The sequence below is a fragment of the Anaerotignum faecicola genome (genome assembly GCA_024460105.1).
Classification (GTDB): Bacteria; Bacillota; Clostridia; order Lachnospirales; family Anaerotignaceae; genus JANFXS01.
Window position 1 is genome coordinate 529,464 of sequence record JANFXS010000001.1, and the last position, 14,901, is coordinate 544,364.

The 14,901-nt window shown below is 44.1% G+C and carries 10 protein-coding genes; all 10 read right to left on the reverse strand.

Translation table 11 applies throughout. The features are described from left to right. Nucleotides 1–12: 12 nt before the first annotated feature. Nucleotides 13–1,275 (reverse strand): galactokinase, encoded by a 1,263-nt coding sequence (locus NE664_02290; GenBank protein MCQ4725492.1) that lies wholly within the window; start codon nucleotides 1,273–1,275, stop codon nucleotides 13–15. Between the two features lie 27 nt (nucleotides 1,276–1,302). Continuing rightward, nucleotides 1,303–1,533 (reverse strand): hypothetical protein, encoded by a 231-nt coding sequence (locus NE664_02295; protein MCQ4725493.1) that lies wholly within the window; start codon nucleotides 1,531–1,533, stop codon nucleotides 1,303–1,305. 433 nt (nucleotides 1,534–1,966) lie between these two features. After that, the gene (locus NE664_02300) at nucleotides 1,967–2,992 is read right to left on the reverse strand and encodes a beta-methylgalactoside transporter (protein ID MCQ4725494.1); all 1,026 of its coding nucleotides are present in this window, start codon (nucleotides 2,990–2,992) and stop codon (nucleotides 1,967–1,969) included. Nucleotides 2,993–3,010: 18 nt separating this feature from the next. After that, complete coding sequence (gene mglA, locus NE664_02305; GenBank protein MCQ4725495.1) at nucleotides 3,011–4,510, reverse strand: galactose/methyl galactoside ABC transporter ATP-binding protein MglA; 1,500 nt, start codon at nucleotides 4,508–4,510, stop codon at nucleotides 3,011–3,013. A 425-nt stretch (nucleotides 4,511–4,935) separates the two neighbouring features. Beyond that, the gene (locus tag NE664_02310; GenBank protein ID MCQ4725496.1) at nucleotides 4,936–6,000 is read right to left on the reverse strand and encodes a galactose ABC transporter substrate-binding protein; all 1,065 of its coding nucleotides are present in this window, start codon (nucleotides 5,998–6,000) and stop codon (nucleotides 4,936–4,938) included. A 216-nt stretch (nucleotides 6,001–6,216) separates the two neighbouring features. Further along, entirely contained in the window at nucleotides 6,217–7,239 is a 1,023-nt protein-coding gene (locus NE664_02315; GenBank protein ID MCQ4725497.1) for a galactose ABC transporter substrate-binding protein, read from the reverse strand. A gap of 14 nt (nucleotides 7,240–7,253) precedes the next feature. Continuing rightward, on the reverse strand, nucleotides 7,254–8,207 hold the full coding sequence (locus tag NE664_02320) for a substrate-binding domain-containing protein (protein MCQ4725498.1): 954 nt from the start codon (nucleotides 8,205–8,207) through the stop codon (nucleotides 7,254–7,256). Further along, nucleotides 8,200–10,014, reverse strand: coding sequence for a sensor histidine kinase (locus NE664_02325; GenBank protein MCQ4725499.1), 1,815 nt, complete (start codon nucleotides 10,012–10,014; stop codon nucleotides 8,200–8,202). Before NE664_02325 ends, NE664_02320 begins: the two co-directional genes overlap by 8 nt. Nucleotides 10,015–10,020: 6 nt before the next feature. Continuing rightward, a complete protein-coding gene (locus NE664_02330) occupies nucleotides 10,021–11,625 on the reverse strand; it encodes a response regulator (protein ID MCQ4725500.1) in 1,605 nt (534 codons plus the stop codon). A 189-nt stretch (nucleotides 11,626–11,814) separates the two neighbouring features. Continuing rightward, nucleotides 11,815–14,235, reverse strand: coding sequence for an S-layer homology domain-containing protein (locus NE664_02335; protein MCQ4725501.1), 2,421 nt, complete (start codon nucleotides 14,233–14,235; stop codon nucleotides 11,815–11,817). Nucleotides 14,236–14,901: the final 666 nt, after the last annotated feature.

Sequence of the window (14,901 nt, forward strand, 5' to 3'; positions counted from 1 at the left end):
AATTCCTCCCTTTTATTTTTTTGAAGTTAGCTCCGCGCCGCCCATAGCTCGGATCGAAAGCACATGGCAGCAGCCTTTGCCAACCGCCTTTTCAATTTTTTCTTTAAAACTTCCTACAAGCTCCGACGGTACAAACGCCTGCACCGTGCCTGCAAATCCGCCTCCATGCACGCGGTATGCCCCTTTATCCTTTAGGAAAGCATGGCAAAGACAAAGCACATAAGCAACAGCCTGTTCCCTGTCGCTTCCGCATACGCTTACATTCTGAAGGTACATAAAAGAAGAATATCCCGACTGCCTGATTGTATTCAAAAATTCATCAAAATTACCGTTCTGTAAATATTCGGCTTCTTTCAGCGCCCGTTCGTTATCGTCAAAAAAATGGACGGCCCGCATAAAAGCCCTGTCGCCGAACTTGTCTCGTATATCAGCGGCGTTCTCCAAAACAGAATTTATGTCCGTTTCCCTCAATACTTCTTTGCCGAAATAAGACGCAACCTCTTTCATTTCTTTCGGTATTGCCGCATACTCCGGCGTTAAGTCGGCGTGATCCGCCCCGCTGTCGATTATGCAAAGGGCATACCCGGCTTTTGAAAAATCAAAATCTATCTTTTTTACAACAGGGTTATCCGTATCCTTAAAGTCTATGGCGACAATATTTCCAACTGACGACGCCATTTGATCCATAAGCCCGCTTGGTTTTCCGAAATATACGTTTTCCGCAAACTGCCCTATCTGCGCAATCTTGACGCTGTCCACGGCGCCGCCGCAAAAAAGGCCGTTCATAACCGTCCCCACAATAACTTCAAAAGCGGCCGACGACGACAGCCCGCTGCCCTTAAGCACGCTTGAAACGGCGTACATATTAAAGCCTTTTATATTGTATCCTTCTTTTGCAAGCCCCGCCGCAACCCCTCGTATAATAGCAGACGACGTATTTTCCTCTTCCTTCACAGGTTTGAGGTTCATTATATCTATTTCAACCATTTTATATCCTTCGGAGAGTATACGGATAACGTTTGTGCCGTTTTCAGCCGCGGCGGCAAGTATATCCATATCAATAGCGGCGGCAAGCACACAGCCGTGCTGATGATCCGTATGGTTGCCGCCTATTTCCGTCCTGCCCGGAGCCGAAAATATGCGAACGGATGCATTGTCCTTAAAAGTTTTCCTGTACATCCCGGCTGCTTTCTCAACACGTCCTTCGTAATAATCCCTGTTGTCGTTAAACCTTGGATAAGCGGCTTCAAAATTTTCCTGCGGTATATTTATCATATCAGGCAAAATAAAAACCTCCTGTCATTATCTGTATATAAACGCTGCGGCAAGGGCAACGATAAGGGCGGCCACAATGGCAAAAATAATTTTATCCATAGTTTTAAGAGATACGTCGATTTTGTCATACAGGCCATGCTTCATGGTTAAAATTTTTGCCTCTATGCCCCTGATATTTTTTTCCTTCTCTTCAAGTTGTTTTTCCTTTTCCTCAAGCTCCCTTTGCTTTAAAAGCAGGGCTTCCTCATCAATCGCCATATTAAAACTCCTTTATTAAAACAAAAAATCCGGCCGTTCCGCATATACAGGCCGCCGCGCCGATACAACATACTCTTATTACTTTTTCCCTTGCTGGGATTAATTAAATTAAGAAAGCCGCAATCTTCAAAGCATTGCCGACAGCCCTTGAAAATCCGGCTAACTTTATAATATATACGGGAGTATGCCCCCAGCATGTTTTCCATTCGGTATTGTTTAAGCTTTTGACTGTTCCGCTGAACGTCGGAAAGCAATAATATTACTCAATGTAAAATTATACTCCGCCGAACCCCAATAAAAAACCGTCTGCGCTTTTCCTAAACAAAAACTCCTGCCCTTCGGGGTTCTGTTTTTCAAACGCACATGACAATAATGTGCTGCCGACAGCCCAAATCCCCCGGCAGATTTCGCCGGAGGATTTAAAGCTTATTGATTATTTTTTAGCAATATACTTGCGCACGTCAATAGCAACCGCAAGAATAATTATAAGGCCTTTAATAATATACTGCAAGTAAGCGTTAACTCCCAGATAATACAAACTGTAGTTAATTACCTGAAGTATTATAACGCCGATTAAAACGCCGGGTATCGTGCCGACGCCGCCGGAGAACGAAACGCCGCCTATAACGCACCCGCTTATTGCGTCAAGATCATAGTTGAGGCCGGTTGAAGTCGTAACGCTCTGTACGCGACCCGCTTCCAAGAATGCGGCCGTTCCGTAAAGCACTCCGGCTATAAGATATACAAGCATTATGCTCCTTGCCACGTTAACGCCGCTTACAGCCGCCGCTTCAGGGTTTCCGCCGATTGCAAACATATTCTTGCCTATAGTGGTCTTATTCCATATAACCCACATAATAACGGCGCAGATTATCAGGAATATAACAAGATTGGGCACAACGCCGAAACCTAAATTCTTGCCGTTTACAAGCTCGATATATCTTGAATCGAGGCTTGCAATAGGCTGCGCCCCGCCTTTTTGGCTGTCGATATAAAGGCAGAGAACGCCGTATGCTATAAGCTGCGTTCCCAGAGAAATAATAAACGCATGCATATGAAGCTTTGCAACGCCGAAACCGTTAAGCAGGCAGAACGCCGTGCAGACAACTATAGACAAAAGGAGCGGAACTATCATTGGAAGGGGCTCCGTTATCCCCGGATACATCCTTGACGCATAAGTAACGCTTTGCAGAAGCGAAGCGGAAACAGCGGCGCCGCATCCCAATATACGGCCGGCCGAAAGGTCTGTCCCCGTTAATACAATCATGCCCGCAACACCCAGGGCAAGTATTCCCCTCGTTGAGGCCTGCGCAAGTATTTTCCACATATTGTTTGCCGAAGCAAAGCTCGGCTCCACAATAAAAACGCCTATAATCATAATTCCAAGAATTAAATACAGGGCATAATCCAAAAGTATTTCGCTCCACGGCCTTCCGCCGCGTAATTTTGTCTTATCCATGGTGTACCCTCCTTCTAACTAAATATACTTCGCCGCAAGGCGCATAATCTCTTCCTGTGTAGCGTCTTTAATATCAAGTATTCCTGCAAGGCGGCCGTTGCTCATAACCATTATGCGGTCGCATATCCCTAAAAGCTCCGGCATTTCGCTTGACACAACCATAACGCTCTTGCCCTCGTTGGCAAGGTTTATTATAAGCTGGTAAATTTCGTATTTTGCCCCTACGTCAATTCCCCTTGTAGGCTCGTCAAGAAGCAGTATTTCCGGTTTTGTCAAAAGCCACCTTCCGAGTATAACTTTTTGCTGGTTGCCGCCGGAAAGCGTCCTTATATGGGTCTTTTGCGACGGCGTTTTAACACGCATGCTCTCCACAACCCACTTTGTGTCCTCCCCCATTTTTGACGCCGACAGGAGGAAATACTTTTTGTAGCTTTTTAAGTTTGAAATAACCGAATTAAACGTTATGCTCATACCTCCGAATATGCCTGTGGCGCGCCGTTCTTCCGTCAGCATGGCAAATCCGTTTTTAATGGCGTCCCTGGAGTTCCTGTTTAAAACAGGTTTCCCGTCTTTTATTATCTCGCCGCTTTCGTGGCGTGCAATTCCGAATATAGTTTCCAAAAGTTCCGTCCTACGGCTGCCTACAAGCCCGGCAACGCCCAGTATCTCACCCTTCCTGAGTTCAAACGAAACATCTTGGCAGCTGGGCTGATATTTGCCCGTAAGGTTTTTAACCTCCATTACAACCTCGCCCGGCTTATTTGTCTTAGGCGGGAAACGATCCGTTAAATCCCTTCCTACCATCAGCTTTATGATTTTATCCGTCGTAAGATCCTTTGCGCTTTCAGTGGCTACCCACTGGCCGTCGCGCATTACTGTGACATCGTCGGAAATACGGAGTATTTCTTCCATTTTATGGCTTATATAAACCATTGCAACTCCGCGCTGTCTCAGTTTATTTATTATATCGAATAAGTGCTCCACTTCTTCCTGTGTAAGGGATGAAGTCGGCTCGTCCAACACAAGTATTTTAGCGTTGTATGAAACGGCTTTTGCTATTTCAACCATTTGCCTTTGAGATACGCTTAATTTGCCGATTATCGTCCTGGGATCAACCGGTATATCAAATTCATCGAATACTTCCTTCGTTTTTCGGTACATTTGGCTGTGGCTTATAAAGCCCATATTTTTAGGGAACCTTCCCAGCCATATATTTTCCATAACGCTCCGTTTAAGCACCTGGTTAAGTTCCTGGTGCACCATTGCAACCCCATTGTCAAGGGCGTTTTTAGGTCCTGTGAACATTGCGTCCTTTCCGTCTATAATTATTTTCCCGGCGTCGGCTTTATATATGCCGAAAAGGCATTTCATAAGCGTCGATTTCCCGGCGCCGTTTTCCCCCATAAGCGCATGGACAGTTCCCGGCCTTAATTTAAGCTGTGCGTGATCCAAAGCCTTCACGCCGGGGAACTGTTTTTCTATATCTGTCATTTCCAGAACATATCCTGTTTTTTCCAATACTGCTGCCACTTAACTCACCACACTTCCCGTTTTCTTCTGAAAAAGTTATGTAATATTATTTACATAACAAAAAATGTATATACCGTTTTTTGTTTATTATTTCAGCCAATTACAGCGCCTCCCCCGCTGTTGGCCGGGGACGCCCGGCGCTGTGTTATCCGGTAATTTTTACGGCCGGAAAACCAGTCTTGAAGCGCCTGTTCCTTTAACTCTGCATTTTAAGGCAAAATAGCCGAAACAAATATTCATCCCGCATTTACTTCGGCGGTATCATTCTTTATGTTTCCCAATAATACGAAAAATACTTCATTAGAACAGAACGCACAGCAGGTAAAATCTGCTGTGCGCCCCAAATAAAAACTAATGTTTAATTATTCTGAATATGGAGCAAACGGCATAATGCCGGCGTGCCTTTTTGGCTGTTAACGATATGGAGCATAAGGAATACGAACGGCAACGCCCGTTTCGTCAAGAGTTAAGTCCGTCCCATCAAGGAAATCTTTTCCAGCCGCCGCGTTAAGAGCCGCCGCCGCTATCGCATTGCCCATTGCCTCGCCGTCCTGAAGTACGGTTGCGCTCATAGTGCCTTTAGCGATTGCATCTTTAGCGGCGTCTGTAGCGTCAACGCCGATAACCGGTATAAATTTGTCTCCGCCTTCAGTGTTGTATCCGATATTTGAAAGGGCGGCTATACAGCCGATAGCCATACCGTCGTTGTTTGCTATAACAAGTTCGATTTTGCCTTCGTTGGCTGCAAGTATGGCTTCCATAGCTTTTTGTGCAAGCTCCGTGTCCCAGTTGCAAACTTGGATCTCTCCAACCTGTTCCATTTTAAGGCCGTTTGCCTCAGCCTGCTCAACGCTGTATTTTGTCCTTGCAATAGCTTCGGGGTTGTCAGGTTCGCCCTGGAACATTGTGTACTGGATTACTCCGTCGCCGTTAAGGTCATACTCCGGATGTTCGTCAAAGAGTTCTTTAATTATATCGCCCTGCATTTTGCCTGCGTCGGCCGCGTTCGTGCCGATAAAGATAGCGTTGTCATAAGAAGAAACAACTTCCGTGTCAGGCTCCCTGTTGAAGAAAATTGTAGGTATGCCGGCCGCTTTGGCTTTTTCAACAACGCCGCTTGCGGCTTTTGCGTCTACCATGTTAACGCAGAGAACGTCAACGCCTTTTTCAATCATAACGTCAAGCTGATCGTTCTGCGTAGCCTGATCGCCTTTTCCGTCCTGCATAATAATTTCAGCTTTGCCGTTAAGGGCCGTTTCAAGGGCATTGCGTACGGTTGAGATATAGGTATCGTCATATTTGTAGATAAGTACGCCGACTGTAGGAAGTTCGCCCGTCGCTTCAGCCTGTTCGCCTTGCGCGCCTGCTTCCGTGCCTTCGGCAGGAGTTTCAGCCGGAGCGTCCGTCTTGCTTGAGCATGCCGCCATTGAAACCGCCATAACGGCTGCTAAAAATGTTGTTAAAATCTTCTTTTTCATTGATATTTTCCTCCCTTGCATGATTACCCTCGATAACAAGAGTATTGTTTTCCAGCGAACATTATTTTTGTTCACTATATAAATATTATACCAGTGTATTTATAAAAAAACATATAATATTTTTAAGTCAAGTATTAAAATTATTCGTTTTATTTGAACACATTGTTTAAATTAATACATTTTTTGTCGTATTTTTATACATTATATACAGTTTTTTTACTGCTTTACAATCTCTATTGGCGAACGAATATAACGTCCGTCGGTAATCGGCAAATCTTCCGGCGGCCTGCCGTACCTGCCTAAAGATACTGCAAGGCCGAATATGCTCTCACCCTGATAAGAAGCGTTGCAGTTTACGGTTCCCAAAAGCCTTCCGTCTTTAACCGCTTCGGCTCCTTCCTCAGTTGCGTCAATCCCAAAAACGGCAGTTTCCTCCATTCCCGCAGCCTCAAGGGCATTGACGGCGCCAAGGGCCATTTCATCATTATTGCATAGCACAACTTCTATGCTTTTCCCATACGTCCCAATCCACTGCTCCATCAGCGCCGCCGCCTGATTTTTATCCCAATCCGCCGCCCCTCCGGTAAGCTTTTCCATAGTAATGCCGTGGTTTGCAACCGTCTGCACCGACCAGTCCGTCCTTATGATAGCGTCTTGATGCCCCGTTTCGCCTTCAAGCATAACATACTGAAGCTTTCCGTCGCCGTTTTTATCAAGGCTTAAAGGGTCGGCGTCGTATATGTCAATAAGCATCTGAGCCTGAAGCAGAGCCGTGGATTTCGCATCTGTTCCCACATAGTAAATGTTCTCCCCGCGCAGTATATCTTCATAAACCGGCTCCCTGTTGAAAAAAACAATCGGTATGCCCTCGGCCGTTGCGCTGTCTATAATTGAAGAAGCGTCTGTCCTGTCAACTATATTAACGCATATTACATCGTAGCCCAGGGAAATATATCTTTTAATCTGCTCATTTTGCGTGCGCTGACTGCTTTTTGCCGCAGAAACGTCGAGATTTATTTTTACACCCGTTTCCTGCTCGTACTCCCTTGCGCTTTCTTCCATATATTTTACGATTTCGGCAACGAACGCGTCATTACTTTTATAAACAGAAACGCCGATTTTTATACCCTTATTTTCCTCTTTTTTTCTTTCCTGAATATTTACGGCGCAAAAAATTATCAAAACAGCCGCCGCAACGGCAGCGGCGGAAAATATATGCCTGCTTTTTAAACCCCCCAAAACTATCAGCCCCTTTAATATATAGGAAAAAGTATCGTTTCATTTTCTTTTGTATACATATTGTTTTTGTCGGCGATTATGTATCCCGCCTGAAATTCGCCGAAACTGCCTTTTCCGGATATAAGCGAAATAATATCCTCCACGGCGATATATCCCGCGCTGTATGAATCATAAACGGCCGTGGCGTTTACATGCCCGCTTTCAACATGCCGCCTTAAAACCCCGCTGAAGCCGACGCCGTATACCGGCAGCGGCTTTTCCAGTTTCTCATTTGCCGCCGCCAAAGCTTCGAGCGTTTTTATTTCAGGCGTTATCACAATATTTCCTCCCTGGGCAGAAAGTCCGTTTAAAAGCGTCTGCGCTTCGTCCGCGCCGCCTAGGCTGACCCTGGAGGCTTCAACGTCGTTTTCCCGGCAAACATCAAGCATAACACGGCACATTTTTTCTCCGCCAGTTTTATTTTTTTCCGCCGTAACCACAGTAACATGCCCGTCTGTGCCGTTTTCTTTGATAAGCCTTTCTGTTATGCTTTTCGCCATGCCTTCATAGTCCGGGCACAGCCCGCCGTATATCCTCGGCGAATCTACGGGACTGCCGACCACAAAAATCGGTATGCCCGCCGGGGCTTTCTCAAGCATTTCCTCAAGTATATTCCCGTTCTCCGCCGAAATTATAAACCCCTGCGCGCCTGCCTCCGCTTCCCTCAAGAGCAGTTCCGTCTGCATATACGGCCTGCTGTCGCTGTAAAGCGTTACAAAATTTATGTCTACATTATATCTCAGCGCGGCTTCATCCATGCCTATCCTGAAATTTTCAAAACCGCTTCCATCCTCGTTGTCAATAAGAACTGATACGTTATACACAGGTATTTTCTTTTCCTTTATGATAACGTCGGTTGAAGACGCAAGGAAAAGCGCGACAAGGAGAACGGCGGACACAGAAAGCCATGCCAAAGCCTTTTTATTCATGTCCTTCCGCCTCCATTTCCTTCATTTTTTCGTATGGCACGGCCGGAAGCCGTATAAATACCTTTGTGCCCTCATCCGGCTCGCTTTCTATATCAAGCCCATAATCCGGGCCGAAAAGCAGGCGTATCCTTTCCTGTACGTTCCTTACGCCCATACCGGAACCTTTTTTTGAAGGCACAGTTTCGCCTTTTAAAAGCGCGCCGCATACTTCTTTTGTCATTCCGCATCCGTTATCTTCAACCATAAACGTAAGAACGCCGTTTTCTTCCCATGCCTTAATCTGTATCCTTCCGTCGCCGTCCATAAATTCCATCGCATGATATATGGCGTTTTCAACGACAGGCTGAAGTATAAGCTTATTAGTGCCTAGGGTTTCAACGTCCTCATCAGCCTCAAAACCGTATGTAAACCTGTTTTTAAATCGCATATCCTGTATCATAAGGTAGTTCTTTACATGTTCAATTTCATCTTTCACGGGTATTATGTTTTTGCCGCGGCTCAGGCTTATCCTGAAAAACCGGGCTAACGCCGTAACCGCCCTTACAGCCTCGGCCTTTTTCTCATTTTCAATCATCCATACGATTATATCGAGGGTGTTATAAAGGAAATGAGGATTGATCTGGTTTTGAAGCGCCGTAAGCTCACTTTTGCGTTTTGCTTCATGCTCCGCCACAATATCGGCCATAAGTATCTTTATGTGTCCGGCCATATTGCCGATTGAATTGCCTAGCCGCCGCACTTCATAAAACCCTTCCGCTTTAATGGGCGCATCCCAGTCGCCGTATTCAAACCCCTTTACGGATTCTTCAAGCTCTTTTATCGGCGCGGCTACCTTCCCCGATATATATGAGTTTATAAGTATGAGGGCAGTCAGGAGAAAAAGAGCCATAAAAGCTACAAAAAGGTTGCTTTTGACAGCGCTAAGCTCCACGGTGTTCTGCGGCGTTACGCCTATAAGCTTCCAGCCGGTATATCCTATTGTTTTAACGGTTATGTCCCTTTTCTGCCCCATAAAAACTTCCGAATAATTCCCGTCGCGGTATGACGCGGCCGCCTTATTGTTTTCGGCCGCCTGTCCGCTTGAAATAAGCTGCTGAAGCGGATGATACAATATTTCTCCTTTGCTGTCTATAAGATAAATATACGCGTCGTCCCCCAAAAGCACGCCGCTTAAAATGTCAGAAAGGCCGCTGTAACGCATGTTTATAACAAGTATCCCCGTCTGCGCGGCGTTTCCTCTGGTTATTTCAACAGCGCGGCTTAAAGGTATGACCCATGTATAATCCGTTGAACCGCCGGCAAATATATGGGAAACCTCCGGGCTTGAAAAATGCATATTTTCCCTTCCCAAAATTGCGGCTTTATACCACTGTTCATTTTTAATGTCAATGTCCCTTTTAAGGGTTGCCGCCGGCGCCGCGTCCAAAAGCTCCCCTCCGACGGTTAAAACCGCAATGCTTTCGATGTTGTCTTTATTTGTTTCGTAAAGAAGCTGGAGTGAGGTTCCTATTGATTCCTTTGAAAAATCAGTTTTTTTGATGACGCTGTAATATATCGTATCGGAAACTTTCATAACGCCTCGAAGATACGAACTGCAATTTGACGAAACCTGCTCCAAAAGCGACTGGTTCTCCTCGCGTATAGTCTGCTGCGCCTGAGCCGAAAAGCGGCCGTAAAAAGAAAGCCCTGCCAAAATAACCGCGGCAAGGGCCGTTAATGTGAATGAAAGCCATATAACCTGGCTTAAGCCTATATTTTCCCGATAGCCCGCGCATCTTTTTTTAAGGCTTTCATACAAACTACGCATAAAAACTCACTTTCCCCTGTATTTGTTAGGTGAAACGCCGTACTTTTTTTTGAATACATATCCGAAATAATTCGGTTCTTCATAGCCTGTCTGTTTCGCAATTACATAAGTTTTTTCGTCGGTTGTGCTTAAAAGCTCCGCCGCCTTTTCCAAACGTATGCCTGTCAGGTATGAAGTGTAGCTTTCGCCGACTTCCCTTTTAAACACAGTTGAAAAATATGTAGGGCTTATATGCAGATAGCCGCATATGGTTTCCAGCGACAGTTCGGGGTTTGCATAATTTTCTTTTATATATCTTTTGGCGTTTAATATCATGTTCTGCGTTGTATCCTGCCTTTCCGTGTTAAGGCTCCGGCTTATTTTCAGACAGACGTTAAGCAGCCATTTTTTAAGGGCAGAAAAATCCCTTATATTCGTAAGTATATCATAGTAATCGGCTTTTACGCCGAATATTTCCTCATGATCCAGCTCATAGCGCTGTATTATCTGCAATATAATGCTGAATACGCTTATAATATACGCCTGGGCGCTGTTGCGTGCCATCGCCGCGCCTTTCATATTATCGGCTATTTTTTCCGCACATTCGGCGATCGTTTTTTCACCGCCGAATTTAACGGCGTTTACAAGGTCGCTTTCCATTTTGCCGTCTATATAGATAGGCGTATTTTTAACGGGATGAACGTCGTTTATAAATATAGCGTCGCCTCCTCCGTCGGCAATACCGTACCCTACGGCTTCGGAAGCGTCGCCGAAGCTTAAATTAAGCGCCGCAAGCGAGTTTACATAACTTCCCACTCCTATTGTTATTTTTTGATTAAGTATCCTCCTGCTCTCACGGCATACTTGGCTTAGCCGGTTCATAACGCCCTGGAATTCGCTTTCATGATTAACGCCGACAAGAGCCACAAGCCCCGCATAGCTGTGGAAGCTTATAAAATTGCAGAAATTTTTCAAGTGGGAATCAAAAAGCCGCTTAACCGATATTGTTATAAGGCTTTCCGCTTCCGTGTCAAAGTTATTTTCCATAAATGAATCAATATTAATTTTTACCGCCGCCCAAAGCCCGGATTTTCCTATGTCAAGCCTATACTCTCTAATCAGGCTTTCGATTTGGTTTTCTTTTATGCCGCCCCTTAAAAGTGAATTTAAAAAATTCTCCCGTAAAACGGGAAGGCTTTTTTCATAACTTTCATTAAGGGCGTTAACGTCCTTAATCCTTGCGATTTCCCCGTCAAGCTGGAGCTTTATTTTTTTGAGTATGCCCGTAAGCTCTTCCGCGTTTACGGGCTTCAGTATATATTCGATTATATTAAGCTTAATAGCTTTCTTAGCATATTCAAAGTCGTCGAACCCCGAAAAGATTACCACCTTGACGGAAGGCTTATCACGCCTGAGCCTTTCGGCAAGCTGAAGTCCGTCCATATAAGGCATACGTATATCGGTAAGCACAACGTCAGGTTCCATCTGTTCTATTTTTTCCAGCGCGTCCTCTCCGTTTTCAGCGTCGCCGACAACGGTAAAACCTGTTTTAACCCAGTCTATTTTCTGTATAATGCTTGTACGGACTTCTTCTTCGTCGTCAACGAGAAGTATACGGTATGTGTTTACCATATAGTTTCCTCCCAAAATACCAAATGCATATATATAACATAATAACTTAAATTTCAGCTTTTTTCAACCCTTGTGAAATTGTACGCAAAGCTTAATTTTGCAAGGACACACAGTCCACGTCTTAAATAAATAAAAAACAGCCGCAAAACAACGCGGCTGTTTAAAACAATAATAAAACGTCGGCTGAAATTACTTTTCTTCAGGTTCCGCCTTAATTCTTGTTATTTCACCATTTTTATCAAACGTAATAGTTACCGTAACATAGTCGATATCGCTGGATTCCAAGGCATTTTTAAGGCCGCTGTAACTGTTGTTGAAACTTCCGCTTACTTTGAAATCAACGTCGTCGCTGTCATAATCGTATGTAACTTTACTTCCGCTTGAAAACTCAACCTTTATGCTTGAAGATTTAAGATCCGTCAGTTCGCCTTCGGCTGTTTTAACATAGCCGTCAAGCCTTGTGACTTCGTCGCTTTTGTTTAAGGTTATGTCGGCGTAAACAATTTTTCCGTCGTCGTGGACTATCTCCCTCAATTCGTCATAATCGGTTATCTCATCCTCATTGCCGTCCTTAACCCTTATCCTTATATCGTCTGCCTCGCCTTCAAAATCATATGTTTTGTTGCCGATTTTGACTCTTCGTTCAGATATGCTCTTGAGTTCCCCGCTGTCATCGCCGTCATCATCGTCGTCGTCATCGTCATCATCGTCTGACTCAACCCATACTTTGATTACTTCTCCGCTTTCAAACTCAAGTTTTACGCTGTCGCCCCTTTCAACGCGCTCTTTTATATAATCATAGTCCTTGCGCTTGTCTTCATAATAAAACGTCACATTGTCGCTGTCTTCGTCTTCAAAATCGTATTCAGCCGTACTCCCGCTGCTCTTTTCGATTTTGATGTATCTTTTTGTCATGCTGACATATTCGCCTCTTACCGTGCCGTCTTCGTCGTCCCCATCGCTTGAAATCCACACTTTAACGGCTTCGTCGTCGCCGTTGAGTTCAATCCTGACGCTTTCGCCTTTCTCCGCATTTTTCCTTATATAATCGTAATCGCGTTTCCTGTCCTCATAATAGAAGTCCGTATTGTCGCTGTCGTCATCCTCAAAATAGTAGTCCTGCGTTTTGCCGTTATCCTTTTTAATACGCACATACCTTGAATTGATTGAAGAAAACTCGCCTTTGACAACGTCGTCGGATTCTTCTTCTTTTGTTATAAGATCCGCTTTTTCAACATAATCGTCGTCATCGACAGTAAGTCTCACCGTATATCTGGACTTTGCCTTTGAATCAAATTTTGAATACGTCGTTTTATCCCCGTCAATATAAAATTTGCAGTTGTCTTTGTCCTTGTCTTCAAAGTAATATGTTTCCGTGCTTCCGTTTACTTTGATCTTAATATAATCCGACGCAACGCTTACAAAATCGCCGACAATTTCATCTTCAAGATACGCCCTGACTACCTGTCCGTCGCTGTTAAGATTAAGCTTTACCGCCTTTCCTTTATCAGCGGCTTCCTTAAACCTATTGTATGACGTTTCATCAGAGTCGACATAAAACCTCACTTCATCACTTTCCCTGTTTACAAAGTCATAAGACTTGGTATCGCCGTCAGCCGTAACTTTTATATAGTCCGAACCCATTGAATAGTATGAGCCTTCAACCGTCTTTGATGAAGACGTATTTGAAGATCCGCTTCCTTTTGACGTTATAAGCACGCTTGTAATATTCTGGCCATTGTAGCTTACGGAAACGGAATATCCGACTTTCACCGTTGAAATAAGCACCCTTGTACTGCCGTCCAAAACAGGAACCGTATCAGCCCCTGTAAAGCTGTAATCCTTGTTTCCGTCGTTTACGGTTAAAACCGTATTTGTGCCTGCCTGTTCAACAGCGGTAACCTTACCTGCAACCGAGCCTGTGGCAGACTGCGGCCCTTTTTTTATTACGTCGTAGCTTTTAGACATTATAACGGCCATTTCAGCCCTGTTTATAGTGCTTCTGGGATTAAAATTATTGTTGGAGTCGCCGTTAATTACGCCGAGTTTTACAAGAAGATCTACATACGGCACAGCTACGGAACTTATAGAAGATTTATCATTAAACGAGAGGCTTGCATTGCTGTTAAGGGAACCGTAGCTTTTGAGCGCCCGCCCAAACATAACGGCAACGTCCTGCCTTGAAGCATTTACGGCGGCGGAACCTTTTGAAACAAAACCCGGTATATCCGAAATCGTAATTATGCCGTTTTCAAGGCCGTAAGCAACTGCCGGCTGAGCCCATGAAGGTATTTTATAGCCGTTCATCACGCTTGTCCATTTTGACTGCACGCCGCTTGAAACAGAAGTTCCCCCTGTCTTTTGTACAAGGGAATATACAAGCTGCATAGTTTCGCAATATGTAACGCCGTCCTTTGATCTGAACACAAGATTATTTTTGGAATCGTAATCGCCCACCATAAGGCCCAAATCAGCAACAGAATTTATGTATGTTTTTGCCCCCTCCCACGGCACGTTGTTAATATCCGAAAAATTAGCGGCATAAACATATACGTTTCCAAAAAATACCGCCCCGGCTAAAGCCGCCGCCAAAAACTTCTTTCTATTCATAACCTTACCTCCTGAAAATCCGGTCTGCCAAAAAACGGCCGGCCGATTAAAAAATATATACTGATAAAACGGCAATGCTGATAAAAAGGAACTATAAGCAATTACAGGCAAACTTCCGGAAGAAAAACCGAAATATTCCAAACCTCAATATCCACTCAATACAGTTTTAAGCCAATATTCGGCTTAAAACCGGCCTGACGCCTGCATACCGTTTGCGCTTCAAACAAAGATAAAAAACAAGCAATTTTTCAGCTGCCTTTCAGTTTAATTATACAACATTTTTATATTAAATGTTCCCGTAATTAAAAAATTTTAAGAAATTATTAAGGTAAGAATATATTTTGTTCTAAAAAATATCAAAATATACCATAAAAATACATTTATAATATTATATTTATATAATTAAACAGGCAGCCGTTTATTCCCCTGTCCCATTACCTTTCAGATATATTTAAGCCGAACTTTTAGTTTATAATTTACATGTCCCCGATTTATTTTAAAAGCGCGCAAATCCAACTTAAACATTATTTGTGCATATATTGTTTTCTTCTGCATAATTTAATCGTATTTTGTATCAGTCTTTTTTTACCGAGTATGCTAACTTTACCAAATTCTGTATATATGCTGTATATATGGCCCGGATTGCATCTATTGTTTACGGCTTAT

Excerpts from the sequence above, each read along its gene's own strand:
- NE664_02310 (MCQ4725496.1), bottom strand. The coding sequence starts at position 6,000 with ATGAAAAAGAAGATTTTAACAACATTTTTAGCAGCCGTTATGGCGGTT.
- NE664_02330 (MCQ4725500.1), bottom strand. The coding sequence starts at position 11,625 with ATGGTAAACACATACCGTATACTTCTCGTTGACGACGAAGAAGAAGTC.
- NE664_02335 (MCQ4725501.1), bottom strand. The coding sequence starts at position 14,235 with ATGAATAGAAAGAAGTTTTTGGCGGCGGCTTTAGCCGGGGCGGTATTT.
- NE664_02295 (MCQ4725493.1), bottom strand. The coding sequence starts at position 1,533 with ATGGCGATTGATGAGGAAGCCCTGCTTTTAAAGCAAAGGGAGCTTGAG.
- NE664_02300 (MCQ4725494.1), bottom strand. The coding sequence starts at position 2,992 with ATGGATAAGACAAAATTACGCGGCGGAAGGCCGTGGAGCGAAATACTT.
- NE664_02290 (MCQ4725492.1), bottom strand. The coding sequence starts at position 1,275 with ATGATAAATATACCGCAGGAAAATTTTGAAGCCGCTTATCCAAGGTTT.
- NE664_02320 (MCQ4725498.1), bottom strand. The coding sequence starts at position 8,207 with ATGAATAAAAAGGCTTTGGCATGGCTTTCTGTGTCCGCCGTTCTCCTT.
- NE664_02325 (MCQ4725499.1), bottom strand. The coding sequence starts at position 10,014 with ATGCGTAGTTTGTATGAAAGCCTTAAAAAAAGATGCGCGGGCTATCGG.